Below are 25,120 nucleotides of genomic sequence, written 5' to 3' on the forward strand. Positions count from 1 at the left end.
AAGGCAAACCTTAAATAAGCCTGACCCGCACCTCGGAAAGGCTTTGTCATGAGACGTCCCTCCCTCCGCACGATCGGGGCCCTCGCCGCCTCAGCCCTGCTCGTCCCCCTGGCGACCGCCTGCGGTTCGGACGACAAGGGAGCAGGCTCCGGTACCGAAGCCGGAGGAAAGGACGGGGGAGGGACGCTCGTCGTCTACTCCGGCCGCAGTGAGGACCTCGTCGCGCCACTCATCGAGAAGCTGGAGAAGACCACCGGCACCAAGGTCGAGGTGCGTTACGGGGACAGTGCCGAACTCGCCGCCCAGCTCCTCGAGGAGGGTGACAGGACCGACGCGGACCTCTTCTTCTCGCAGGACGCCGGCGCACTCGGCGCCCTGGGCAAGGAGGGCCGTCTCGCGGCGCTGCCGCAGACGTCCCTCGACAGCGTCGACAAGGCGTTCCGCGCGGAGAACGGCGACTGGGTCGGTGTGTCGGGGCGGGTCCGCGTCATCGCCTACCACGGCGACAAGGTCGCCGAGGCACCGGACAGCGTGCACGAACTGACCGGGCCGGAATGGAAGGGGAAGGTCGGCTACGCACCCACCAACGCCTCGTTCCAGGCGTTCGTGACCGGCATGCGGGTCCTCGAGGGCGACGACGCCACGCGCAAGTGGCTGAAGGACTTCCAGGCCAACGACCCTCAGGTGTACGAGAAGAACGGCGCCGTCCTCGACGCCGTCGACGACGGCAAGGCCGAACTCGGCCTGATCAACCACTACTACTGGTACGAGAAGGCCGCCGAGGAGGGCGCGGACAAGCTCAAGGCCAAGCTGCACTTCCCGACGAAGGGCGACCCGGGCGCGCTCGTCAACGTCGCGGGCGTCGGGATCCTCAAGGGCAGCGACCAGAGCACCGCCGCGCAGAAGGCCGTCGACTTCTTCCTGGCGAAGGAGGCGCAGACCTACTTCGCCGACGAGACCCACGAGTACCCGCTGGCCGCCGGAGTCACCGGCGAGGACGGCCTCCCGCCGCTCGACTCCATCGACGCGCCGGAGATCGACCTGAGCCGACTGGAGTCCCTCCAGGTCACGCTGGAGATGCTCCAGGAAGCCGGGATGGTCTGATCGGCATGAAGAGTTCGGGTACCCGAGGCCCCCAGGCCCCGCCGGCACCCGCCCGCTCCGCCCCGGGCCCGGACGACGCCCCCGCGCCGTCCAGGCCCGGGCGTGCCGGGCGCAGACCGCCGCTCCTCCTGCTGGCCCTGGCTTCGGCAGCCGCGGCCCTGGCCCTGCTCCCGCTGGTCTACCTGGCGGTACGGGCCGTGGAGCGAGGCCCCGCGTACGCGTGGAACGTCGTCGCGACCGACCGCACGCTGGAACTGCTCGCCCGGAGCGTCGGTCTGGCCGCCGTGGTGGTGACCGCCTGCCTCGTCCTGGGCATCTCCCTCGCCTGGCTGACCGTCCGCACCGCGCTGCCCGGTCGGCGCGCGTGGTCGGTGCTCGCCACGCTGCCGCTCGCCGTGCCCAGCTACGTCGCGGCCTTCGCCTGGATCTCGGCGCGCCCCGATCTCGCCGGATTCAGCGGCGCCGCCTTCGCGCTCACCCTGGTCAGCTACCCGTACGTGTACCTGCCGGTGGCCGCCGCGTTGCGCGGTATCGATCCCGCCCAGGAGGAAGCGGCGCGCGCCCTGGGGCACGGACCCTGGAGCACGTTCCGTCGGGTCACCCTGCCGCAGCTCCGCCCGGCCGCGGCCGGAGGCGGGCTGCTCGTGGCGCTGTACGTCCTCTCCGACTTCGGGGCCGTGTCGATCATGCGGTACGAGACCTTCACCCGGGCCATCCACACGTCGTACAAGGCGAGTTTCGACCGTACGCCCGCAGCCGCCCTCAGCGTGGTGCTCGTCCTGATGACGGTGCTGCTGGTCGCCGCCGAGGCGCGTACCCGCGGCCGTGCGGGCCATGCCCGGACCGGCGGGGGCACGGCCAGGCCCGCACCCCCGATCCCGCTCGGCCGACTGAAGTGGCCCGCACTCGGCTGGTGCTCGGCCGTCGCCGCGGCCGGGGTCGCCTTCCCGGCCGGGACCCTCGGGTACTGGCTGGCGGTCGGCAACTCCCGCACCTGGGATCCGCGGGGACTGCTGGAGACCGGGGGGATCACGCTGCTCGTGGCGGCCCTCGGCGCCGTGCTCACCACGTGTCTGGCCCTTCCCGTCGGCGTGCTCGCCGCCCGCCATCGGGGTCGCGCCGCACATCTGCTGGAGCAGGCCGCGTACGCGGGCCACGCCGTGCCCGGGATCACCGTGGGCCTCGCGATGGTCTTCCTCGCGGTGCGGTTCGCCTATCCGCTGTACCAGGAGCTTCCCCTGCTCGTCGCCGCCTACGCGGTGCTGTTCCTGCCGGTCGCCGTGGGCGCCACCCGGGCAGCGGTCCTCCAGTCACCACCCGTGCTGGAGGACGTCGCCCGTTCCCTCGGGCGGGGGCCTCTGGGCGTCCTGCGCGAGGTCACGGTCCCACTCGCCGCTCCCGGTATCGCCGCGGGCGCCGCCCTGACCTTCGTGGTCTGCATGAAGGAACTCCCGGCGACCCTGCTGCTCCGGCCCACCGGTATGGACACCCTCGCGACCCGCCTGTGGACCGAGACCGGAACCGGCTCGTACGCCGCCGCCGCTCCGTACGCGGCCGTCCTCATCCTGATCGCCGCCGTTCCCTCGTACCTCCTCGGAAGGCACCGCGCATGACCGACCTGCGGATCACCGGGCTCACCAAGTCCTACGGGCCCGGCGCCCCCGTCCTCAACGGGATCGACCTCTCCGTCCCCGCAGGGCGGCTGGCCGCCGTCCTCGGGCCTTCGGGCTGCGGCAAGACGACCATGCTGCGCATCGTGGCCGGCTTCCTGCGGGCGGACGCGGGGACGGTCGAGATCGGCGGGCGGACCGTCACCGGACCCGGCACCCACCTGTCCCCGGAACGACGGCGCATCGGCATCGTGCCGCAGGAGGGCGCCCTGTTCCCGCACCTGAGCGTGGCACGCAACGTCGCCTTCGGGCTGGCGGGCTCCTCCCCGGCCGAACGCCGTCGGCGCACCGGGGACATGCTCGACCTCGTCGGCCTGCCCGGCTACGGCGACCGGATGCCCCACGAACTCTCCGGCGGCCAGCAGCAACGCGTCTCGCTGGCGCGGGCGCTCGCCCCGGAACCCGCGATCGTCCTGCTCGACGAACCGTTCAACGCGCTCGACAGCGGACTGCGGGCAGGCGTACGGGCCGATGTGCGCGCGGCGCTCAGGTCCACCGGGGCGACGGGCGTCCTCATCACCCACGACCAGCAGGAGGCACTCTCCACGGCAGACCTCGTGGCGGTCGTCAGAGCGGGCAGGGTGGCTCAGTGCGGAACTCCCCAGGACGTCTACCGCAGGCCGGAGGACCCCTGGGTGGCCGCCTTCGTCGGTGGCGTCGTCCTGCTTCCGGGCACCGGCAGGGGCACGACCGCGGACACCGCCCTGGGCCGCATCCCGTTGGAGACCCCGGTGGACGACGGTGCCGGAACGGTCGTGCTGCGCCCCGAACAGCTCACCCTCGGCGCACCGTCCGACCAGGCGCCCCGCGGCACGGTGGCGGACGTCTCCTTCCACGGACCGGACACCCTGGTGACGGTGGCGGTGACCGGACTGGACTCACCGGTGCACGTCCGTGTTCCCGGGCCGGTCGCTCACCGCCCCGGCGATCCGGTGAGCCCGGCCGTCACCGGCACGGCGACCCTCCACCTCCCCCGGCGGGACGACAACGGGCGCGTGGCGGGCGAGTACAACCCCGCGGCCACCGCCTGACCGGCACGGGACGTCGAGCGGGCGCGCGGGGGACGCCCGCCCCGCGCCTACGCTTGCCCCATGGACGCTCTCACCGGCCTGCTGGAAGGCCCCCGCGCCCGTGGGGCGTTCATGATCAGGACGTGCTTCGACTCGCCCTGGTCGGTCCGGATCGAGGACCGCGCCCCGCTGACCGTGATGCTGCTCGTCCGCGGTGACGCCTGGATCGTGCCGGACCGCGGCGAACGGCTGCGGCTGCGCCCCGGCGACCTCGCCATCGCGCGCGGCCCCGCCCCGTACACCTGCGCCGACGACCCCGGCACCGCGCCGCAGGCGCTGATCCTGCCGGGCGGCGAGTGCCACCACCCCGACGGACGCCCCCTGAACGGTGTCATGGACCTCGGCGTCCGCACCTGGGGCGACCGGCCCGACGGCGAGACGGTCATGCTGATCGGCACCTACCGGATGCGGGGCGAGATCGGCGGCCGGCTCCTCGACGCGCTGCCGCCGCTGCTCTCCCTCACCGCCGACGACTGGCACTGCCCGCTCACCCCGCTCCTCACGGCGGAGATCGTGCGGGACGAACCCGGCCAGGAGGTCGTCCTCGACCGGCTGCTCGACCTGCTGGTCATCGCCGCCCTGCGGGCCTGGTTCGCCCGCCCCGAGGCGGCGCCGCCCGCCTGGTACGAGGCCCTGGGCGACCCCGTCGTCGGCCCGGTGCTGCGCCTTCTCCAGGACGACCCCGCCCACCCCTGGACGGTCGCCGCGCTCGCCGCGAAGGCCGGCGTCTCGCGCGCCGCGCTGGCCCGCCGCTTCACCGAACGCGTCGGCGAACCCCCGATGACGTACCTCACCGGCTGGCGCCTCGCCCTCGCCGCGGACCGCCTCCGCGACACCGACGACACGATCGGCGCGATCGCCCGCCACGTCGGCTACGGCAGCGCCTTCGCGCTGTCGACCGCCTTCAAACGGGAGTACGGGGTCAGCCCGCAGGAATGGCGGACGCGGGCCGCGTAGCGTGGGTGAGGTGTACAGCGAGCGTGCGTCACGGCTGCCGGGCGCGGTCGTGTGGACCAACACCCCGGCCGGCACCGGAGCGGGCCGGGTACTGCCCGACGGCTGCATGGACCTGCTCTGGCACGACGGACGCCTGCTGGTCGCGGGCCCCGACACCCACGCCCACCTCACCGAGGGCGACGCGACCCGCCCCTGGGCGGGCATCCGCTTCCACCCCGGTACCGGCCCCGCCCTGCTGGGCGTCCCCGCGCACGAACTGCGCGACCGGCGCCCCGACCTGGCGGACCTGTGGCCGGCGGCGCGGGTACGCCGCCTGACCGCCCGGGTGAACGCGGTGGCCGACCCGGCACGCGGCCTGGAGGACCTGGCCCTGCGACGGGCCGCCGAGACCGCGCCGCCCGACCCGGTGCTGCCGCGGCTGGTGGCCGCCCTGGACGCGGGCCGCCCGGTCGCCACGACCGCCGACGAACTCGGCCTGAGCGCCCGCCAGTTGCACCGACGCTCGCTCACCGCGTTCGGCTACGGCCCCAAGACCCTGACCCGCATCCTCCGCCTCCACCGAGCCCTCGCCCTGGCCCGCACGGGCACCCCCTTCGCGGAAACCGCCACCCGCACCGGCTACGCCGACCAGGCCCACCTCTCCCGCGACGTACGGGACTTGACGGGCCTGCCCCTGAGCGAGCTACTGGCCGCCCGCCGCTAGCGGAGCGAACAGGTCGACCCCGTTGCCGTCCGGGTCGAGCACCACGGCGTACCGCTGCCCCCACACGGCGTCCCACGGTTTCAGTTTGCTGCCGCACCCACTCGCGACCAACTCCTCGTACAGCGCGTCCACTTCCTCCGGACTGTCGCAGCGCAGCGCGAGCGAGGCCCGCCCTTCGCCCGAAGGCGGCTCCCACCCGGTGTGGAACGACCGGACCACCTCCTCGGTGTCCAGCAGCAACCGCAGCCCGCCCGGCAACCCGGCCTCGGCGTGCCCCTGTTCCTCGGCCCCCTCGGGGAACGCGAACCCGAGCCGCCGATAGAAGGCGACGGAGGCGCCCATGTCGGAGACGACCAACCCGATGGCATCACATCGTGCACTCATACGGCCACCGTAGGTCGGCCCGGCCGGCCCGGTCTTGAAGAAAACGGACGTGCTCGCGTGGGGGTCAACCACGCGGCGGTGCCGTGCTCGCGCGTTCCACCAGGCGGGTGGACAGCTCGGTGCGGGTGCTCTCCGGGCGGTGGCCGTCCATGACGCGCAGCAGGAGGCGCAGGGCCGTCGCCGCCCTCTCGGGCAGGGGCTGGCGGACCGTCGTCAGCGCCGGGGTGAGCCAGCGGGCCTCGGGGAGGTCGTCGAAGCCGGCCACGCTCATGTCCTCCGGCACCCGCAGGCCCCGTTCGGCCAGGGCCCCGTACACCCCGAGCGCCATCCGGTCCGAGCAGACGAAGACGGCCGTGGGCGGTTCGGGCAGATCGAGGAGTTCGCGCATGCGCCGGTGGGCCGCCGCCTCGTCGGAACCGGCGTGGCGCAGGTACTCGGCGCGCTCCCGCGCCAGCCGGGTCTCCAGGACGTGCAGGCGGCGGGCCTTGGCGTGTCACTCCCGCCGGCCGCGGTAACCCCCTGGTGCGTGCTCGGAACCCTTCTGCCCGACGGGCAGGGGCAGCCGGTGCCGCAGGGTCCGCACCCCCGTCTCCAGGGACTGGATGTGGGCGCGGGCGCTGCGGCGGGCCGGCGCCCGCTGGTCGTGCGTGGCTCTGGTGAGCGCACCCGCCCACCGGGCCGACGACTGAGGGGTCAGCTCCCGCTTGCGCACCGCCCACGCTCCGGCGTCGTGGTCCAGGCCGTCACGGCAGCGCGCCTTCAGGTCGCGGGAGGCGAGGGTGCCCAGATGGGCGCCCACCTGCCGCGGCACCTCCACGTCCACGACGGTGAGCTGCTTGAGCCGGGTACGGATGGCCACACCCGACGGGCCCGGTGCGATGAACGGTGCCGCAAGCTTTCGCAGACCACCCACCCCGCACCCTCGCTCAGCTGTGAAGACTCACCCGCCTCACCCAACGATGACCACCTGCCAGAGGTCACGCATTCGACAGGCAGATTTCCGTTCTCACCCTGGATGCAGAGCCTTCCGGCCCCACCCCGGTACTCACTTGTTCGCGTCAGGACACACTCACACGCAGTCAAAGGCCGGCAGTTCCCGACCCCACCTCTCCGGCCCGCCCGAGGGCCCTGGAAGTTTCGACCAGCGCTGCTCTCCGGCGGTCCGGGACGCGACCGGACAGAAAGCGCTTCCTGCTTTAGGTGCGGGGCAACGCGGCGGGAAGGGCGGGGAGGCGGCCACCGGAATGACGCAGGAATACCGATGAGTATCCCGGTGCTCTTGTGATACCGGAGGCGCTGCGAAGGGCTGGTGGGCAGATGACGGCAGACGACCGGGCGAACCCCGTGACCCGCATGAGCCCCATGACCCCCGTGGTCAGGACGCCGTACGGTGCCGTACGCGGCAGATGGGAAGACGAGGTCGCCGTGTTCCGGGGCATCCCGTACGCGGCGCCGCCGTTCGGCCCCCGCAGATTCCGGCCCCCCGTCCCGCCGGACCCCTGGGACGGCGTACGCGACGCCGACGCCTTCGGCCCCACGGCCCCGAAACCCCCGTACTCCGAAGCCTTCGCGCGCTGTCTCGCCGATCCGTCCGTCGTCGGCGACGGCTGTCTCAACCTGAACGTCTGGACCCCCGACCCGTCCCCGGCAGCCCGGCTGCCGGTGCTGGTGTGGCTGCACGGCGGGGCCCTGACCAGGGGTTCCTCGGCGGTACCGGTGTACGACGGGCGGACCTTCGCCCGTGACGGCGTGGTGTTCGTGTCGGTCAACTACCGGCTCGGCGTCGAGGGCTACGGCCTCTTCCCGGACGCCCCCGCCAACCCGGGCCTGCGCGACCAGCTCGCCGCCCTGTGCTGGGTCCACGAGTCGGTCGCGGCCTTCGGCGGCGACCCCGACCGCGTCACCCTGGGCGGCCAGTCCGCCGGGGCGATCAGCACGGGCGCGCTGATCGCCGCCCCGCAGACCCAGGGCCTGGTCCGGCGGGCCGTCCTGCAGAGCGGGCCGCCCGAGGCGTCCGACCGGGGCAAGGTGCGGCGGGTGGTGCGCCGCATGGCGAACCGGCTGAAGGTCCCCGCGACCGCCGAGGCCTTCGCCGCCGTCGACCGCGAGCTGCTGCTGCGCACCCAGGCCGAGGTGGGGCGCCTCAGCAGCCCGGTGCTCGGCGGCCCCGCCTTCGGCATAGTCGTCGACGACGACCTCGTCCCGCGCGACCCCCTGGAGGCACTCACCGACGGCGGCGCGGCCCCCGGCGTCGACCTGCTCACCGGATGGACCGCTGACGAGTACCGGCTGTGGCTGGTACCGGGCGGGCTCCTGGAACGCGTCGACCGGCTCGGCGCGGTCGCCCTGGCCGGGGCGATGGCCCGCTGCCACTGCGGCAGCGAGGTCCCGCGCGGCTACCGCGCCCTGCGCCCGGACGCCGGTACCGCCGAGATCGTCGGGCAGCTGGTCACCGACCACCTCCTGCGCATCCCGCTGCACCGACTCGCCGACGGCCGCGAAGCCCCCTCGTACGTCTACGAGTTCGCCTGGCCCTCCAACCGCCCCGACATGGGCGCCTGCCACGCCCTGGAACTCGGCTTCGTCTTCGACAGCGGCGACGAGCCCGACGCGCGCAAACTCGCGGGCGAGGGCGCACCCCAAGCCCTGTCCGACGCGATGCACGGCGCCTGGGTGCGTTTCGTCTCCGACGGAGAGCCGGGATGGGAGCGCTGGGACGCCGGGCACCCGGTGCGGATGTTCGGCGCCGGCGCACCGCACACGGCATACGGGCCGCGCGACCGCGAACTCGCCCTGTGGACCACGACCACCGAGGACCCGCCACCCGCCACCGCGCCGGAACTCCGCTCGGTCATCAGCCGCCTGCGCCGCGGTGGTGTGCTCCGACGGCGCTGAGGGGCGGGATCCCGACGAACGGGGCTCAGGAGCACGTGCCTGCCGACCACCGCGCTCCGGCTTCGGCTCCGTTCCTGCGCGAGGCCGACCCTTCCCCGGTGGCGTCACGGGGGAATGCGAGGCTTGACCTCCCGCACGGCGTACCGAAGAGGGGCAGGGAACCATGCGTGAAGCGATCCGGGCCGATGTGGTGCTCTCCGGATACGGTCCGGTCGGCCAGGCCTACGTCGAGTACCTGGCTCGGCAGCGGGACGAGCTTGCCCGCCGGCACGGTGTACGGGTGAACGTCGTTGCCGTCCGGGCGAGTTCCGGACAGTGCCGACTCCGCGAGGGCGAACCCGTGCCGCCCCGCTCGGCGTGGGGCCCACTGGTCCCGCTGGAGGAGACACTCGACCGGACCGCCGCCCGCGTGTTCGTCCAGGCGATTCCGTCCTCCCCCCGGCTCCGCCGGCACGCCGCGGAGGAGGCCGTGATCGCCCTGCGCAGAGGGGTCCACGTGGTCACGGCCACCAAGAGCCACCTGCTCAGCCACTGGCGGGACCTCGACGAGGCGGCCCGCGCGGCCGCCGTCATGATCAGGATCTCCGGGGCGACGGGAGCCGCCCTGCCGGCGGGGGACCTGTCCAGGACCTCGTTGCGAGGTCTGGGCTGCACGACGATCCGGGCCTGCCCGAACGGCACCGCCACGTTCGTCCTCGACCGCCTCGCCGCGGGCGACTCGCTGGGTGAGGCGGTTCGGGAGGCTCAGCGTTGCGGGATCGCGGAAGCGGACCCCACGTCCGACCTGTCCGGGGAGGACGCCGCCACGAAGGTGCGGCTGCTGGCAGCGCTGGCCTGGGGATGGGACCCGGCGTCCGTGCAGGTGGAGGCGGAGCCGGTGGACGAGGGCACCTCCCGGGCGGCGCCGGCCGCGGTCTCCCGAGCACGCCGCCTGCGGGCCGTGGCGAGCGCATCCGTGGACACGCCCCGCCTCGTCCGCGTCCGACTGGAGGAGACGGAGCCCGGTGACCCCCTGCACGCGCTCGTCGGACCGGAGAAGGCCGTGGTGTTCGGCTGCCCCGATGCCGGCGACGTGATCGTCAGCGGGGGACGCTCGAGTCCCCTGGGCGCCGCGCTCGCCCTGGTGAAGGACACCATCGAGGTCACGGCTCCCCGAGCCGGGTTCCTCTGACACGTGATGCGCGGGGGACCTGTGCTGTGGGAGGAGCCAGAGCGGGCAGGGCGGTCAGCCCTTGGCGATCCTGCTCTCGACACCGGCATTCCCCTTGTCCCACCAGTGCCCGTAGCGCCGGTGGACGGCGGGAGCACGGTCGGCGAGCAGTACGGACAGCTTCTCCGCGGTCAGGAAGGACGCGTCCTTCAGCGCGGCCCCCGGGCTTCTGAGATGATCATCGCTGGAGTGATCAAGGGGGGCGCGTGTCCACGTTCTTTCTGGTGGTCGGTTCGGTGATGGCACTGGTGCTCGGGGCGGCGGGGGCGGTGGCACTGGTGACCGGCCGGATCGTACTGCCCTGGTTCCAGGGCGGTGTGAGCCGTCCCGGACTGTGGGGTGCCGGCGCGCTCCTGCTGGCCGGAGGCCTCGCGGCCACGCGCCGCATGCCTTCCGGGGGCAACATGCCGCTCGTCCTGGTGGGCCTCTCCCTGATGACGGCGTCGCAGCTCCTCGAGGAGCCCCGGCGGACACGCTCCGGCCGGGCCGCGGGGTCCGCGAACCGTTCGAAATGATTTCAGGGGATGCCGATTCCGCGCGACTTCGCCCGCTGCGGCACGGGGCGACCTGGAAAGGGAACTGAGCGTTCGGCTGTCCGACGACTACAAGAAAATCGCCGGCAGGTACGCCCCGGTCCAACTGAACGGTCGTCTCTTCCTGGACCGTCCCTCCACCGACCGGTGGAACCCGGGACGTCGGATGCAGGAGACGGTCCAGGCGTTCATGTCTCACAGTGACCTGCCGGACGTAGAGCGCCGGGGTTTCACCGACCCACCCTTGGGTGCTCCCTCCGGCCTCGTTCCACTGCTCAACACCGACCGCGGGGAGTACCTGTTCGGGGCGGTCAGGGCGTCAGCGGGCCGGCGAGAACCGCTGCGCCCGCGGCGCGGTCCCCCGACCACGAGAGCGACGCATCGGCGGCGGACACCCGACCCCAGAGCATGAGCAGCAGTCGCTCCGCCTTCCCGGAGATCTCGGCGACGGGCTCACCCGGACCGTGGGTCCAGGACCGGCCGGTGTCGGTGGCCCGCAGCCGAAGCGCATGGCGCGGCGGTTCGGCCCGTCCGCGCGCGATCTGACGCGGCGCCATCGTGTCGAAGACCTCCGCCACGCCGTCCGCCGCGAACTCCGGGTCGAAGGGGAGAGCACGCCCGAGCGCGTTCTGCGCGTCCCAGCGGTGGATCAGCGTCTCCTGGGCGCGCCGCCGCTGCCAGAAGCCCACGGTGTGCGGCGGGGAGAAGGTCCACGCCTCGATGGCCGGATCAGTGTCCAGCACGGCCAGTAGCTCGTCCACCGAGGCGTCGAACCAGCCCCGCACCTCGGCGCCCGCCCGCGGTGCGGGCGGTGCCTCGTAGTCGCCGCGCTTGTCGGTGATCGCGGCGGCGGCCCAGCGGTTTCCCCGGCCCATGTGCTCGGCGAGGTCGCGCAGCGTCCATTCCCCGCAGTGGGGGACGGGTGCGCTGAGATCGTGCCCGAGGCAGGCGCTGAACGCGGCGGACTCCTGGCGCAGCAACCGGAGGTAGGGAAGCGAAGTCACCGCGCTGACCCTACCCACCCCGGCCCACGACCCTGCGCCCACCCCGTCGATGCCCGCGGCCCCCACCCGGCTCGCCGGCACCCGGGCCCGGGCCCGGCACGCGGCAACCGGCTGATCTTCTCCGACACTGCTGCACCGCTTCGAGCTCCACGCGAGAATCTCGATCCGGACCGTCAACGGAAAGGACGAGGCCGTGCAACCCACCCTCAACCTCTGGCGCCGGCAGCTCGGGGAGGTGCCCGAGTCGGTCTGGCAGCGCACCGAGCTTCGAGTGCTGATCCTGGCAGACAACGGCCTCACGACCCTCTCACCGAAGATCGGACAACTGGACCGTCTGACCACTTTGGACCTCGGTCACAACGAGCTCATGTCGCTTCCCGACGCTCTGGGCGACCTGGTCGAACTCAGCGGCTGCCTTTACCTGCACGACAACAACGTGTCCCGACTCCCGGACATATTGGGCAACTTGAAGCGGCTGCGCTACCTCAACGTCGGCGAGAACCCTCTCACCGCCTTGCCCGAAACCATCGGCCGGATGACGGAACTGATCGAGCTGCGAGCCCAGCACAACCGGCTGACCGGATTGCCCGACAGCATCGGCCACCTCCACAGGTTGCGCGAGCTCTGGCTGCGGGGGAACGGACTCAGAACTCTGCCCTCCACGGTGACTGATCTGCATGAACTACGGCACCTGGACCTGCGGGAGAACGACCTCACCGAACTGCCCGAGTCCCTGGTCGGCCTTCCCCGGCTTCGGCAACTCGACCTCCGCAGCAACCACATCGTCCGGATTCCGGACTGGGTGGTGCGGATGCCCGCCCTGGAGAAGCTGGATCTTCGGTGGAACACCTGCACGCTCCCCCACCGCGTGCTGACGGGGCTGGAGGAACGCGGGTGCGTCGTCCTGCTGTGAACCGCCGGCAGAACACTCCGACGCGAAGCTTCCCTCATCTCTCGGGTTCCGGCCCGACCTCCGCGCAGAGTGACGTTTCGCTGTGGCTGGACATCGAAGAGAGCGAAGGAAGGTGGGGCGCGGGGCGAGTGCTGCGCGAAGGCGGGTGAGTATCGCCCGCCACTGCTTCCGATCCTTCGGATCGATCCGGTTCGAGGCCGGCCCCGCCTCGTCTTTCGATCTGGCCTGGCTGGAGCGTTGCGACGAGGGACGCAAGCCGTCGGGGGTACGCGGCGAAGGTGGTCTTCGGAGCGTCTCTCTCGCAGTGAGCGGAAAACCGTTCGACCGGCCGGGGCCGGAGCCGTCATGATCCGCACTTGTGACGACTCCGCAGCAGCTCCTGGTTCGGGCCGCCGCCCGCAACAACGCCGAGTGGTGCGCGGCGATGAGCCGATCGCACGGCTTGGCGGGCGAGTTCGGGGCACAGACGTGGGCCGCTCCGTCCCGCACGCCGCTCTACCACCCCGACGCGGTGACGCTGGTGCCGGACGCCGACCCGGCCGCGCTGGCGGCCCGGATCGACACCACCGCACCCGGCGCCTCCGTCAAGGACAGTTTCGCCGACCTCGACCTGACGGAGGTCGGTTTCCGGGTGCTGTTCGAGGCGCAGTGGATCCACCGCCCGGCGAGCGCGCCCGCCCCCGCGTCGGATCTCGACTGGGTCGTGGCGGGCTCCCCGGACACACTGCGCGCCTGGGCGCTCGCCTGGGACGACGGGGACGGCAACGCGGACCTCTTCCGGCCCGAACTGCTCGACGACCCCGCCACCTTCGTGCTCGCCGGACAGTCCACCGGCGGCCGAGTGGTCGCCGGCGCGGTGGCGAGCCGCAGCGACCACGTGGTCGGAATCTCCAATGTCTTCGCACTGGACGGCGGCCCCGACGCGGCCTGGCCGGTCGTACTGGACGCGGTGAACAGGCTGTTCCCCACCCTGCCGGTGGTCGGCTACGAGCAGGGCGACGCCCTGGCGGCAGCCGTCCGCCACGGCTTCGAGCCGGTCGGTCCGCTGAGGGTCTGGCTTTACGGCTTGTAACCGGACCGTGCCAGCACTACGTGTCGCCCCAGTCCGAACTCCTCGGGTTCGTCGTCACTGACGACCGCGAAAGTGCCCGCAGGGACTCCGGGCAGCGTGGCCACGTGGGACGCCACTGCCAGCAGTTCCTCTTCACCGGCTCCGGTGACGAAGAAGACGTAAGCGCCCTCGTGCTCCTCTCCGTCGTCGAAGACCTCTACGTCACCTTGCTCTTCGAGGTCGGACAGGAAGTCCTCGATCTCTTCGATCCACGGGAACGGGTAGGCGCCTTCCGGCAGGTTCGGAGTCGGCAGCAACGGCACGTGGATCTCGACAACCATGGTGGGCACGGTGCCCATCTTGCTCCTCGTGCCTCCGCCCGGCTCAGCCAGGGGGTGTCCCGCCGGAGCGGGACGTCTCACTCAAGGCTGACAGTGAGAGGGACCCGCGCGACGGGACGACCTCTCGAGGGTGGGGACAAAAGGCGCGAAATCGGTGTGTACTCGCCGTCCTTGCAGGAAGGGGCTTCGCGGTCCCGAGGTGGTGGGGCGGGAGACGGGTGTCGTGCGGAGGCGTGAGCAGTCGGCAGGCAAGTGTCCTGATGTTGCTCAGACGAGCGGCATCAGGACAGCGGCGGTCAAAGTGCTCACGCTTTCGGGGAGGTGTGTCACGTTCGGGGGGAACCGCAGCTCCGGGCGGGCTCGTGTCCTGGTACGGGTGGAAGAGGAACCGGGCGAGTTTCGCGGAGGGATCATGCAGATCATCGAGGTGACCGGTTATGCCGTCCGATCTGCTGTGATCACCATGAGGCGGACGGGAACGCCACTCGAGTTCGTGATCTTCCCGATGCTGCATGTGGCTTCGCCGGCGTTCTACTCCCAGGTCCGCCTCAGGCTCAGGGAATGCGACCTCATAGTCGTCGAGGGAATCCGGGGGAAGTCGATCGGAGTGAGCACCCTCACACTCGCTTACCGGTTCGCCCCACGCCGACGGCGCAACGGCCTGCAGGAGCAGCGCGAGGAGCTGCTGCTTCCCGAGGGCGTGCCGGTCGTCAACCCGGATGTGACCGCGGCGGAGGCGATCGCGGACCTGAAGACGTTACCGCGGTGGACGTACCTGCTGCTCATGGTCACGGCCCCCGTGATGGGTCTGGTGTTCGCGCTGCGCGGTCCGCGCGCCTTCCTCGACGAGGACCTGGTGGTCGAGGATCTGCCGTCGACGCTGCGGGCGGAGATGATGGCCGGCGGTCCTGTGGAGCACGCGATGACCGGTCGGCGCGACCAGCGGTTGCTCGACGCGCTCGGCGAGATCCACGCGGAGCGCGGCGACGAACCGATCCGGGTGGCCGTAGTCTACGGGGCCGGCCACGTCCCGGCGATCGTGGCGGGGCTGCGGGACCGTTACGGGTACCGGCCACGCGCAGCGGAATGGCTCATCGTCCTTGTCCCCGCGTAGCCCGTCCGGCGAAGCCGGTTCTGCGCGGCCCGGCAGACGGCGGCGATTGTGCGACATCCCGCGAGTTCACCGTGCCCCTCGGCTTCTTGGCGTGCAACCCGACCAGGCGCCCGGTCGCCTCGGCCTGCGCGTCTGTGGAGGGATCATGATGGTTCTTCAGTAATCTCGAAGGCCCGTCACGATCTACGCGGATTCATCGTTCCCGTCTGCCCGGCTGGTGTGCGGCAACGGGAGATGGCAACCAGGACGATGAACCTTTCCGGGTTCGATCGAGGCCGACGCCCTCTGGGGACTCCAGGGCTGTTACGGCTCCGGCCCACGCTCAGCACCAGGAAGAACCGGCTCGCCTCACCGGGACGACGAGGCCACTTGGTCCGTGCTTCCCGCGCTGGGGCACACGCCTGGGCGTACGCCCCCTGTCCGGCGGTATCACCTGGTCATGGCCGAACGTCGTGCGTACCCGTTCGGGTGCGGCGCCTTCCCTCGACCGGCACCATTCGCCGCGTCCTGGTCGCCGTGTGCCCCGGCGGGCTCGTCGGCCTGCTCCGCCGCGATCCGGCCGGTGGGCCGGATCGTCGAAGTCGTGCCCCTCCGGGGGTGGGGAAGGAAGCCGGGGAAGGTCGTGTGGTGCGAGTGCGCTAAGGCTCCCGCAGCACCCGCGCGATCGCCGCGATCGTCTCCGGTCCCACCCGGCAGCACCCCCCGATCAGCCGTGCCCCGGACTTCCGCCAGCCCGTGACCCGCTCGGCGGTGAAGGTCGGACGGCCGGTCCATGCCTGGGCCCCGGCATCCCAGGTCTCGCCGCTGTTGGGGTAGACGACGACGGGTTTGCCGGTGACGCGGGCGGCGAGGGCGACGGCGTGGTCGGCGTCCTCGGGGGTGCAGCAGTTGACGCCGACGGCGATCACCTCGTCCACGTCGGCAGCCAGGGCGAAGGCGCCCGACAGGGGCTGACCCGCGCGGGTGCGGCCACCGGCCGCCGAGTACGACAGCCAGGCCGGGACGCCGAGCCCCCGCACTGCCCTGAGCAGGGCCTTCGCCTCGTCGGTGTCCGGGACCGTCTCCAGGGCGAGGACGTCGGGTCGAGCGGCGGCCAGGACCTCCATGCGGGGGCGGTGGAAGCGTTCCAGCTCGGACACGGTGAGTCCGTACCGGCCCCGGTACTCGGAACCGTCGGCGAGCATCGCGCCGTACGGGCCGACGGAGGCCGCCACCCAGAGGGGGCGGGGCGTCCGGGCCCGGCGGGCCGCCTCACGGGCGCACCCGACGCTCAGAGCGAGCAGGCCGGCCGCCTCCTCCCGTCCGATCCCGCTCCGGGCGAAGCCCTCGAACGTCGCCTGGTAACTGGCGGTGATCGCCACGTCCGCGCCCGCCTCGAAGTAGGCGAGGTGCGCCTCGGCGACCGCCTCGGGGGCCTCGGCGAGCAGTCGCGCCGACCACAGTGCGTCGCTCAGGTCGTGCCCGGCCGCCCCGAGCTGGTTGGACATGCCGCCGTCGAGGACGACCGTGCCGCCCGAGAGGGCGTCGGTGAGGGCGGGGACGGCAGCGGTGCTCATACCCCCCGACGGTAGTCGGGGCGGCCCCCGACCCGCCTCGCGGCCTCGCAGCGCGCCCCCGCGGCAGGGCTGGGATCCTGAGGGGGAGACGATCCCGCGGTCGGGAAGGCGGTGGACGATGTGCCGTTGGCTGGCCTACTCAGGTACCCCCATCCTGCTCGACAGCCTCCTTTACAAGCCGACGCCCTCGCTGATCGACCAGAGCCTGCACGCCAGGCTGGGCGTCGAGACGACCAACGGCGACGGGTTCGGCGTCGGCTGGTACGGGCCCCGCGCCGACACTCCGGCGGTCGTCCGGGAGATCGGCCCGGCCTGGAGCAACCGCAATCTGCGGGAGATCGCCCGCCACGTCCGCTCGCCCCTGTTCTTCGCCCATATCCGGGCCTCGACCGGATCAGCGGTGCAGGAGACCAACTGCCACCCGTTCCGTCACGGCCGCTGGATGTGGATGCACAACGGTGCGATCACGGGTTTCCACCACATGCGGCGCGACCTCGCCCTGACCGTGGATCCGGAGCTCTTCCTCTCCGTCGAGGGATCGACGGATTCCGAGCTGATGTTCTACCTGGCGCTCACCTTCGGCCTGGAGGAGGATCCGCCCGGCGCGGTCGCGCGGATGGTGGGCCTGGTGGAGCGGGTCGGGCGCGAGCACGGTGTGGAGTACCCGCTGCAGATGACGGTGGCGGTGACCGACGGGCGACGGCTGTGGGCATTCCGCTACTCGACGCAGAGGGCGTCCCGTTCGCTCTTCTACAGCACGCGCGTGGAGACGCTGCGCTCTCTCCACCCGGACGTGGAGTTCCTGCGCGAGGCGTCCGACGAGACCCGACTCATCGTGTCGGAGCCCCTGGGGGACCTGCCCGGCATGTGGAACGAGGTCCCCGAGGGCAGGTACGGCGTCGTCCAGCCCGAGGGGGACGAGATGGCTCGCTTCGTCCCTCAGCCGGTGTAGGGGCGAGCCCCCGGTGAGAGGGGCCGGTGACTTCGTCCCACCGGGCCGGGGCAGCGGGCGCGCGGACGTTTCGGCCGGTGCCGAAGCGTCCCGCCCCTAGCGTCGCCCCATGACCCAGAGGACCTTCGCCGATCTCCACCACGCCGACGAGCCCCTCCTGCTGCCCAACGCCTGGGACCACGCCTCCGCGACCGCTCTCGCCGCTCAGGGGTTCCGGGCGATCGGCACCACCAGCCTGGCCGTCGCGGCGGCGGTCGGGCTGCCCGACGGGGCGGCGGCGACCCGGGAACAGACCCTGCTGCTCGCCCTCACCCTCGGCTCCGAGCCGTTCCGCCTGTCCGTGGACGCGGAGGGTGGATTCAGCGACGACCCGGACGCGGTGGCCGAGTTCGCCCGCGAACTGCACGCCGTGGGCGCGGTCGGCATCAACCTGGAGGACGGGCTCGGGGCCGTCGACCGGCACGCCGCGAAGATCGCCGCCGTCCGGGCCGCGGTCCCCGGCCTCTTCGTCAACGCCCGCACCGACACCCACTGGCTCGGCGACGGCGAGGGCACGATCCGGCGGCTCGACGCCTACCGACAGGCGGGCGCGCACGGTGTGTTCGTCCCCGGACTCACCGACGCCCGGGAGATCGCCGCCCTGGTAGGCCACTTGGGCGACGTCCCCCTCAACGTCCTCTACTCGCCCACCGGTCCCTCCGTCCCCCGCCTCGCCGACCTCGGCGTACGCCGGATCAGTCTCGGCTCGCTGCTGTACCGGCGGGCGCTGGGCGCGGCGGTGGAGACGGCGACCGACATCCGGGCGGGCCGCGCACCCGGCGGCCCGGCACCCACGTACGAGGGGATCCAGGCACTGAGCCGGGCCGCCGGCGGCGCGGGCGACGCCACGGCTTCCTCCGGGTGACCCTGGTACGGTGGCCGCTTTCGCGGGTATCAGAACCTCTGGACTCATCTCCGGCGAAGAACCGAGAAACCGAGGAACCGAGGAACCATGGACATGGACATCCCCGGCGACAAACGGCTGGCGGCAGCGGTCGTGATGGACGACGAGGGGCGTGTGCTCCTGGTGCGCCGCAGCGAGACCGAGAGATTCCTGCCCCGGGTGTGGGGCGTGCCGTGCGGCAAGCTCGATCCGGGGGAGAGCGCCCGGGACGGTGCGTTGCGCGAGCTGAAGGAGGAGACCGGTCTGCTCGGTGAGATCGTGCGCAAGGTCGGCGAGTCGTCCTTCCTCAGCGAGTACGCGGGGCACGAGGTCAAGAACTGGCAGGAGAACTTCCTGGTCCGCCCGCTGTCCCGGGAGGTCACGCTGCCCTGTCCGGACCAGGACCACGCCTGGCTCCGTCCGTCCGAGCTGACCGGTGTCGACATCGACGCCTACAACCTGGACGTCGTACGGCAGGCGCTCACGGGTTCCTGAGCAACTCCGCCAGCGTGCCCAGCGCGTCCAGGTAGGCCGGCACGTTCAGCGGTACCTTCGGCAGCGCCGCCGGATGCGGGTCCGCCGCCGTGAACACATCGGTGTGCCGCCGCCGTCGCCCGCCCGTCTCCAGGAACAGCGTCACCGTCGGCGCGTCCGTGTCGCACCAGGCGCGGTGCAGGGTGTGCGCCGGCAGGGCGTAGGTGCTGCCCGCCGCGTACCGGCCCAGGTGTGTCAGGCGCAGCCGCGCCGGACCCGCCGGCGCCAGCAGCCAGTCGGCCGATCCCTCGGCCAGCGACTCCTCGAACCGGGTCGTCCTGATCCCGGCGCCGCCCCGCGCCCCGGGCCCCGCCTCGGGCACCTCCTCGTACAACTCCGTGCACAGGCGCCCCCGGACGACATGGGAGGCCAGCGCCGAGCGGTGGTTGTGGATGTCCTCCCGGCCGGTGCCGTCCGCGCCCGCGTGCCACACGTGTGCGCGCAGCATGTGCAGCGGACCCGCGTCGACCAGCAGCAGCTTGTCGAAACCGAGGACGTGCCGGTACGACAGCCCGGCGCAGGCCTCGGGGTCGCCCGCTCCGGAGGCGAGTTCGGTGACCAGCTCCAACAGGCTTTCCGGGGAACCGAGTTCGGTGACGACCGCATGGGCGGCGGCCACCTGGTCCCGTTCGGACGACGTGCCGTCCAAGGTCCTCGCCAGCAGTCGCCGCGCCGTCAGAACCCGCTGTCCGCCCATGTGCTCCGTCCTCCGTCCTCTGGTTCCCGCTCACCGCGCGGGCGCCGTCTCGTCGGGCCGATAGGTCCACACCGCGTGGGCGCGCAGCGCCGTCACACCCTGGTACGTCATCCACATCGGGCGCCGCAGCTCCGTGCTGTCGCCCCGCTCCCAGGACCAGATGCCGTCCTGCTGCCCTGCCCGCACCGAGGCCGCCGCGCCGTCCAGCAGCTCCCGCCAGGTGTCCTCCAGGCCGTCCTGCCGGGCCACCTCCAGCGCGCCCGGGGACAGCAGGGCGCGCACGATCCAGGACGCGGTGAAGTGCCGTACGTTCAGGACCTCGTGGTGTGCGGGGTCGTCGGGGCGCGGGCGCCGTACCTCCTCGCGCCGGTACGCCAGGTCCAGGCAGGCGTGGTGCGGTGCGTCGGGGCAGGACAGCAGCCAGCGCACCCCGTCCTCGCGGGCGGCCCGCACCGCCGCGCTCTCGCCCAGGACGCGGGCCGCGCGGTCGAGGGCGAGCACCGCCTGCGCGGTGTGCACCGGGGACGGCGGTCCGTACGGCGCGTCGAGCCGGTAGCCCCAGCAGCGCAGATGGTCCCGGCCCGGATCGCTGATCGATCCGTCGACGAGAGCCTCCCGCAGCACCGGCAGGGCGTCGCAGTCGGGCGCGGCGCGCAGCAGCCCGCGCAGCACCGTCGTCATCACATGGGTCGACTCGCGCCCGGCCCGGTCGGCCGCGCGGGTGAAGGCCGCCGTGCAGAGGTCCACCTCCCGCGCCAGCTGCCCGCCCCGGGTCGCGCCCGCGCGGGCCAGGGCGCCCAGCACCAGCGCGGTCACCTCGGGACGGGCCCGCGCGCCCTGCGACCGCGCCGACCAACCGCCGTCGGGCAGCCGCAACCGCCACAGCGTGTCGGCCAGTTCGCCCGGCGTGAGACGTCCGTCGGGCATGCCCAGGTCGAGCATGATCTGCAGCCCGTACGCCGTACCGACCGAGGTGGGGCGGGACGGGGAGTTCTCGCCCAGGGAGTGCGACCAGCCGACGAGCCGTCCGCGCTCCGGATCGTCGACGACGGACACCTCGTCGACGAGGGTGTCGTGGGTGGCCGCGAACAGGCGCGGGAGCGGGCCGGGCGCCGGGCCGACGGCGGGTGCGGGAGGCGGGAGGGGCCGCTGGTCCGGAGCCGTGGCGCGGGCCCGTACCAGGGCCGCGGCGAGCCAGGCGGCGAGCGCGGTGCCGAGGCCGCTCACCGACGCGATCAGATACTTCGCGGCCTCCCCGTCGACGGAGTCGGGCAGCACCTCGAAGAGGAACTGGAACACGGCGTATCCGGCGGCCGCGCAGCCGAACCCGCCCAGCCAGCCCACGAAACGGGTCGGCCGGGAGGCCGCGTCGTCCCCTCCGGCGGGAGCGCGGTCGTCCGGACGGGCGGGGCGCAAGGGGCCGCGGCCGAGCTGCTGTGGGGACAAGGCGCGCTTCATCCCCTCCCGTCGGGCGGCACATGACGTCCGCGATCACGCCATCTTAGAAAAAAGGCTCCTCCTCAACGTCCGTACCGCTGTTTTCGTCGTCTCACACCCGGCACCGCCGTCCGATGCGTGACCGTGGCGCGTACGCCCCCTTCCGGCTTCATCTCCGGCTTTGCCAGGGCCAGTTCGTCAGGGGAGGGGAGCAGTCAATCGCCCAGGACGTCCCGGACGAACGTGTTGGTGAACTTCCCCCCGGGGTCCAGGGACCGGGCCAGGGTCCGGAAGTCGTCCAGCCGCGGGTAGCGGGCGCGCAGGTCGGCCGCCGGCGTGGTGAACACCTTCCCCCAGTGCGGTCGTGCCTCGAAGGGCGCCAGCGCCTCCTCCAGCCGCCGTACCACGGGCAGCACGGCCGAGGTGTCCGCCACCCAGGTGAAGTGGGCGGCCACGGTGTCCCGGCCGTAGCAGGGGCTGAGCCACTGGTCGTCGGCGGCCACCGTCCGCACCTCGCAGGTCTGCAGCACGGGGGAGACGGCCTCCCGGATCCCGTCGATCGCGTGCAGCATGTCGAGGGCGAACCGGCGCGGCAGCAGGTACTCCGACTGCAGCTCCGACCCGCTGCTCGGGGTGAACTCCGCGCGGAAGTGCGGCAGCCGCTCGTGCCAGGGCCCCGGTACCCCGAACTGCTCCGTGCAGTTCACCGCCGGCATGCCGGGCACGGGGTGCAGTTTCCCGGTCGCGGGCGCCGCCCAGGGGAAGTCCGGCAGCGGCTGGTCCACACGCCGCTTCACCCACACCTGCCGGAAGCCCGGCGCGCCCCAGTCGGTGAACAGGCTCACGCTGTACGCGGCCGACATCACCTTCTCGAAGGTGGCGGCGTCCAGCCCGGCCTGCGGGAGCTCGGTGAACAGATGCTGCTCGACGTCGTAGGCGGGCGTCAGGTCCAGGGTGAGCGCGGTGACCACACCGAGCGCCCCGAGCGAGGTGACCGCCCCGCCGAACCGCGCCTCGTCCCCGCGGTCGATCCGCAGCGTCGAACCGTCCGCCGTGACCAGTTCCACCGCACGCACGGACGAGGCGAGCGGGCCGTTGCCGACGCCGGAGCCGTGCGTGCCGGTGGCGACCGAGCCGGCCACCGAGATGTGCGGGAGCGACGCCATGTTCGCCAGCGCCAGCCCGTGCCGGTGCACCTTCCGGGCCAGCTCGGCGTACCGCACGCCGCCGCCGACCCGGACCGCCCTGGCGGCCGTGTCCACGTCGATCTGCGGGGGCAGCGCGTCCAGGGAGAGCAGGACGCCGTCCGCCCCGGCCTCGGCGATCTCGTTGAAGGAGTGCCCGCTGCCCAGGACCCGCACCCGGGGGCTCCCGGCGACCAGCGCGCGCAGCGCGTCCAGGGTGGGCGGGCGGTGCAGCTCCTCGGCGGCGTACGTGATGTTGCCGGCCCAGTTGGTCACGGTCCCGGTCATGCGGCGGCCCCTCCCCGAGTCGTCGAGCGTGTCGGGGACATCACATCACCGCGCCGACCGGCGCCGATGCCAGGGGCCGCCGGTCCGTTCGCCGGACCCGGTTGCACACCCGAGGTGGGCGGGGGCATACCGTGAGGAGTCGTACGTCCGAGCCGGGAGTCGTACGTCCGAGCCGGAAGGAGACACGGGATGGGCAGCGGCAGCCGTACCGCGCTGGTCGAGGATCTTATGGAGCGGTTCCCGCATGTGCCGCGCGAGGCCGTCTTCAAGGAGGACCTGCTCCGGGGCGGGATCGCCTTCGATCCGTCCGCGCTCAGCGACAACGAGAAGGGAGAGGTCAAGCCGAAGTCGTACTTCATCTTCTCCTTCGACCACGGCACGCTGCCCGAGCTGGGCGAGGCCGCGCTGCGGCGCCCGCCCGAGGAGATCATCCTCACCGGCGGCCCCTACGACCTGCGCCGGACGGTCGTCTCCGTCCGGGTGAACCCGGCGTCCCCGTACCGGGTCGCCGCGAACGAGGACGGCGTGCTCGGCCTCTACCTCGACGGGAAGCGCATCGCCGACGTCGGCGTGCCGCCGATGCCCGAGTACTACCGGCACACCCTCGCCAACGGGAAGTCCGTCATGGAGGTGGCCCCGACCATCCAGTGGGGCTACCTGATCTACCTGACCGTCTTCCGGGTCTGCCAGTACTTCGGTGCCAAGGAGGAGTGCCAGTACTGCGACATCAACCACAACTGGCGTCAGCACAAGGCGGCCGGCCGCCCCTACACCGGGGTCAAGGACGTCGAGGAGGTCCTCGAGGCCCTGGAGATCATCGACCGGTACGACACGGCGAAGGCGTCCACCGCCTACACCCTCACCGGCGGCGCGATCACCAAGACGGTCGCCGGCCGTGACGAGGCCGACTTCTACGGGCACTACGCCAAGGCCATCGAGGAGCGCTTCCCCGGCCGCTGGATCGGCAAGGTCGTCGCCCAGGCACTGCCCAAGGACGACGTGCAGCGCTTCAAGGACTACGGCGTGCAGATCTACCACCCCAACTACGAGGTGTGGGACCGCCGTCTGTTCGAGCTGTACTGCCCGGGCAAGGAGCGCTACGTCGGCCGCGACGAGTGGCACAGGCGCATCCTGGACTCCGCGGACGTCTTCGGCGCGCGCAACGTCATCCCCAACTTCGTGGCGGGCGTGGAGATGTCCGAGCCGTTCGGCTTCACCACCGTCGACGAGGCCATCGCCTCGACCACCGAGGGCCTGCGCTTCTTCATGTCGCACGGCATCACGCCCCGCTTCACCACCTGGTGCCCCGAGCCGACGACCCCGCTCGGCAAGGCCAACCCGCAGGGAGCGCCGCTGGAGTACCACATCCGGCTGCTCGAGGCGTACCGCGCCACGATGGACGAGTTCGGCCTCGCCTCGCCCCCCGGCTACGGCCCGCCCGGACCCGGACGCGCGGTGTTCTCCGTCAGCTCCTTCATGGACAGCCTCCCGGAGCAGGCGCCCGTCGAGGCGTGAGAACTCCCGGCCCCCAGGGCCCGTGAGCAAGGCCGAGAGGGCCGGAACCGATACGGTTCCGGCCCTTCTTGCGTATGGTGCCCGACGGGGCGTGCGCGGGCGTGTGCGGGCGTGTGCGGGCGTGTGCGGGCGCCGTGGCGCGCGAAGCGGAGACAGCGCTTGTCAGTTGTGTCGACAGCGTGAAAAGCTCGTCCATCGCCCCTGCGGTTTCCCCCAACTGCTTTGCCAATGTCACGAGTTGACCTCGTTCGTGGATGCAGGAGACTCATGCCCGACCTGCCGGCCCCCCAGGACGCCACCGAGGCGGCACTGTTCTCCGAGTGCTGGGACGCGGTGCTCTCCTACGCCGACCTGTGCACGGCCGGTGCCACCGCCGCTGCGCAACTGGCGCGCGAGGCGTTCGCCCAGGGCATACGCGAGATGCGCGAAGCGGAGGCGACCACCGTACGCGCAGCCGGCCGCCGCTCGTCCAGGCTGCCCCGAATACCCCTGCTGCTGACCGCCGTTCGCACCACCGCGGCGGCCTGGGAGGAGAACGGACAGGGACACCGGCTCGATCCCGACCTGCGGCTGTGGCTCCACTCCGAGAACGCCGCCCGCTTCACCGGCCCGCCGCTGTCGCGCCCGGTCGCCCTGCGCGGACTGCGCGATCTGCAGCAGGCCGACGCCGAACTGCTGTGGCTGGCCGAGGCGGAGTCCCTCCCGCTGCCCCTGGTGGCCCGCCGGCTGGGCCTCGACGCCGCCACCGCCGCCGACGAACTCGCCCAGGTCCGCGGCTTCTTCCGGGACCGATGCCACCGCAACCACCTCGACTCCCCGATGGACGCGGAGTGCCGCAGCTACGCCCGGCTGCTGGACGCCGTCACCCGCTCGCCCGCCGCCGACACCCCCGGCATCCCCGGCGACCTGTCCAAACACCTCGCCACCTGCGTGCGGTGCGCCGAGGCCGCTGCCTGTCTTCGGCTGCACGACGGCGGGCTGCCCGGCGCCCTCACCGGCGGGGTCGTCGGCTGGGGCGGCCTGGCCTACCTGGAGCGCCGCCGCCGCGCGGCCCAGGCGCGGCTCGGCCCCGGCCGCCCCGACGGC

The 25,120-nt window shown here is 72.5% G+C and carries 23 protein-coding genes and 2 pseudogenes; 16 read left to right on the plus strand and 9 right to left on the minus strand.

From position 1 onward, the window contains the following. Window positions 1–48: 48 nt before the first annotated feature. From JL475_RS21835 to JL475_RS21855, 5 genes are read left to right on the plus strand one after another with little or no spacing between them, the layout of a single operon-like run. Window positions 49–1,104: an iron ABC transporter substrate-binding protein gene (locus JL475_RS21835; protein WP_202279505.1), complete on the plus strand. Its 1,056-nt coding sequence runs from the start codon at window positions 49–51 to the stop codon at window positions 1,102–1,104. Between the two features lie 5 nt (window positions 1,105–1,109). Further along, window positions 1,110–2,717, plus strand: a complete 1,608-nt coding sequence (locus JL475_RS21840; RefSeq protein WP_202279506.1) for an iron ABC transporter permease — start codon at window positions 1,110–1,112, stop codon at window positions 2,715–2,717. After that, window positions 2,714–3,805, plus strand: a complete 1,092-nt coding sequence (locus JL475_RS21845; RefSeq protein ID WP_202279507.1) for an ABC transporter ATP-binding protein — start codon at window positions 2,714–2,716, stop codon at window positions 3,803–3,805. Before JL475_RS21840 ends, JL475_RS21845 begins: the two co-directional genes overlap by 4 nt. A gap of 60 nt (window positions 3,806–3,865) precedes the next feature. Further along, window positions 3,866–4,801, plus strand: coding sequence for an AraC family transcriptional regulator (locus tag JL475_RS21850; protein WP_202279508.1), 936 nt, complete (start codon window positions 3,866–3,868; stop codon window positions 4,799–4,801). 10 nt (window positions 4,802–4,811) lie between these two features. Beyond that, window positions 4,812–5,504, plus strand: a complete 693-nt coding sequence (locus JL475_RS21855; RefSeq protein ID WP_202279509.1) for an AraC family transcriptional regulator — start codon at window positions 4,812–4,814, stop codon at window positions 5,502–5,504. Here the strand turns inward: JL475_RS21855 and JL475_RS21860 are convergent. The 3 genes and pseudogenes from JL475_RS21860 to JL475_RS21870 all read right to left on the minus strand — a co-directional run bounded on the left by JL475_RS21860 (window position 5,484) and on the right by JL475_RS21870 (window position 6,747). Further along, window positions 5,484–5,888, minus strand: coding sequence for a VOC family protein (locus tag JL475_RS21860; RefSeq protein ID WP_202279510.1), 405 nt, complete (start codon window positions 5,886–5,888; stop codon window positions 5,484–5,486). The genes JL475_RS21855 and JL475_RS21860 overlap by 21 nt on opposite strands. A 64-nt stretch (window positions 5,889–5,952) precedes the next feature. Then, window positions 5,953–6,336, minus strand: a pseudogene (locus tag JL475_RS21865) (LacI family DNA-binding transcriptional regulator); the annotation flags it as partial. A gap of 45 nt (window positions 6,337–6,381) precedes the next feature. Then, on the minus strand, window positions 6,382–6,747 hold the full coding sequence (locus JL475_RS21870; protein ID WP_237407883.1) for a hypothetical protein: 366 nt from the start codon (window positions 6,745–6,747) through the stop codon (window positions 6,382–6,384). A 494-nt stretch (window positions 6,748–7,241) separates the two neighbouring features. On the opposite strand from JL475_RS21870, the gene JL475_RS21875 reads away from it, so the two are divergent. From JL475_RS21875 to JL475_RS21885, 3 genes are all read left to right on the plus strand, one after another. Continuing rightward, window positions 7,242–8,783: a carboxylesterase/lipase family protein gene (locus JL475_RS21875; RefSeq protein ID WP_202279511.1), complete on the plus strand. Its 1,542-nt coding sequence runs from the start codon at window positions 7,242–7,244 to the stop codon at window positions 8,781–8,783. Window positions 8,784–8,946: 163 nt separating this feature from the next. Continuing rightward, entirely contained in the window at window positions 8,947–9,954 is a 1,008-nt protein-coding gene (locus JL475_RS21880) for a homoserine dehydrogenase (RefSeq protein WP_202279512.1), read from the plus strand. Window positions 9,955–10,199: 245 nt separating this feature from the next. After that, entirely contained in the window at window positions 10,200–10,508 is a 309-nt protein-coding gene (locus tag JL475_RS21885) for a hypothetical protein (RefSeq protein ID WP_202279513.1), read from the plus strand. A 329-nt stretch (window positions 10,509–10,837) separates the two neighbouring features. On the opposite strand, the gene JL475_RS21890 is transcribed toward JL475_RS21885, so the two are convergent. After that, window positions 10,838–11,530, minus strand: a complete 693-nt coding sequence (locus JL475_RS21890; protein WP_202279514.1) for a maleylpyruvate isomerase family mycothiol-dependent enzyme — start codon at window positions 11,528–11,530, stop codon at window positions 10,838–10,840. 193 nt (window positions 11,531–11,723) lie between these two features. Here JL475_RS21890 and JL475_RS21895 point away from each other — a divergent pair, with 193 nt between their 5' ends. Both JL475_RS21895 and JL475_RS21900 read left to right on the plus strand, forming a co-directional pair. Continuing rightward, on the plus strand, window positions 11,724–12,443 hold the full coding sequence (locus JL475_RS21895) for a leucine-rich repeat domain-containing protein (protein ID WP_202279515.1): 720 nt from the start codon (window positions 11,724–11,726) through the stop codon (window positions 12,441–12,443). 358 nt (window positions 12,444–12,801) lie between these two features. Beyond that, on the plus strand, window positions 12,802–13,515 hold the full coding sequence (locus JL475_RS21900) for a hypothetical protein (RefSeq protein WP_202279516.1): 714 nt from the start codon (window positions 12,802–12,804) through the stop codon (window positions 13,513–13,515). Here the strand turns inward: JL475_RS21900 and JL475_RS21905 are convergent. Then, the gene (locus tag JL475_RS21905; RefSeq protein ID WP_237407909.1) at window positions 13,503–13,835 is read right to left on the minus strand and encodes a hypothetical protein; all 333 of its coding nucleotides are present in this window, start codon (window positions 13,833–13,835) and stop codon (window positions 13,503–13,505) included. The two genes, JL475_RS21900 and JL475_RS21905, sit on opposite strands and share 13 nt — an antisense overlap. 412 nt (window positions 13,836–14,247) lie before the next feature. Here JL475_RS21905 and JL475_RS21910 point away from each other — a divergent pair, with 412 nt between their 5' ends. After that, a complete protein-coding gene (locus JL475_RS21910; protein WP_202279518.1) occupies window positions 14,248–14,949 on the plus strand; it encodes a hypothetical protein in 702 nt (233 codons plus the stop codon). A 638-nt stretch (window positions 14,950–15,587) separates the two neighbouring features. On the opposite strand, the gene mmuM is transcribed toward JL475_RS21910, so the two are convergent. Then, window positions 15,588–16,505, minus strand: a complete 918-nt coding sequence (mmuM, locus tag JL475_RS21915) for a homocysteine S-methyltransferase (RefSeq protein WP_202279519.1) — start codon at window positions 16,503–16,505, stop codon at window positions 15,588–15,590. 118 nt (window positions 16,506–16,623) lie between these two features. On the opposite strand from mmuM, the gene JL475_RS21920 reads away from it, so the two are divergent. The 3 genes from JL475_RS21920 to JL475_RS21930 all read left to right on the plus strand — a co-directional run bounded on the left by JL475_RS21920 (window position 16,624) and on the right by JL475_RS21930 (window position 18,874). Next, the gene (locus tag JL475_RS21920) at window positions 16,624–17,457 is read left to right on the plus strand and encodes a class II glutamine amidotransferase (protein ID WP_202279520.1); all 834 of its coding nucleotides are present in this window, start codon (window positions 16,624–16,626) and stop codon (window positions 17,455–17,457) included. A gap of 109 nt (window positions 17,458–17,566) precedes the next feature. Then, entirely contained in the window at window positions 17,567–18,361 is a 795-nt protein-coding gene (locus tag JL475_RS21925; protein ID WP_202279521.1) for an isocitrate lyase/phosphoenolpyruvate mutase family protein, read from the plus strand. A gap of 93 nt (window positions 18,362–18,454) precedes the next feature. Beyond that, on the plus strand, window positions 18,455–18,874 hold the full coding sequence (locus JL475_RS21930) for an NUDIX hydrolase (protein ID WP_202279526.1): 420 nt from the start codon (window positions 18,455–18,457) through the stop codon (window positions 18,872–18,874). On the opposite strand, the gene JL475_RS21935 is transcribed toward JL475_RS21930, so the two are convergent. The 3 genes from JL475_RS21935 to JL475_RS21945 all read right to left on the minus strand — a co-directional run bounded on the left by JL475_RS21935 (window position 18,861) and on the right by JL475_RS21945 (window position 22,519). Next, a complete protein-coding gene (locus JL475_RS21935) occupies window positions 18,861–19,610 on the minus strand; it encodes a hypothetical protein (protein ID WP_202279522.1) in 750 nt (249 codons plus the stop codon). The genes JL475_RS21930 and JL475_RS21935 overlap by 14 nt on opposite strands. Before the next feature lie 30 nt (window positions 19,611–19,640). Further along, entirely contained in the window at window positions 19,641–21,056 is a 1,416-nt protein-coding gene (locus JL475_RS21940; RefSeq protein ID WP_237407886.1) for a hypothetical protein, read from the minus strand. Between the two features lie 206 nt (window positions 21,057–21,262). Then, window positions 21,263–22,519: a D-arabinono-1,4-lactone oxidase gene (locus JL475_RS21945; RefSeq protein ID WP_202279523.1), complete on the minus strand. Its 1,257-nt coding sequence runs from the start codon at window positions 22,517–22,519 to the stop codon at window positions 21,263–21,265. 189 nt (window positions 22,520–22,708) lie between these two features. On the opposite strand from JL475_RS21945, the gene JL475_RS21950 reads away from it, so the two are divergent. Together JL475_RS21950 and JL475_RS21955 are read left to right on the plus strand one after the other, a co-directional pair. Then, window positions 22,709–24,034 (plus strand): radical SAM protein, encoded by a 1,326-nt coding sequence (locus JL475_RS21950; protein ID WP_202279524.1) that lies wholly within the window; start codon window positions 22,709–22,711, stop codon window positions 24,032–24,034. A gap of 267 nt (window positions 24,035–24,301) precedes the next feature. Further along, window positions 24,302–25,120: pseudogene (locus tag JL475_RS21955) on the plus strand (cellulose-binding protein); the annotation flags it as partial.

It is taken from the genome of Streptomyces sp. M2CJ-2 (genome assembly GCF_016757295.1).
In the GTDB taxonomy this organism is placed as follows: Bacteria; Actinomycetota; Actinomycetes; order Streptomycetales; family Streptomycetaceae; genus Streptomyces.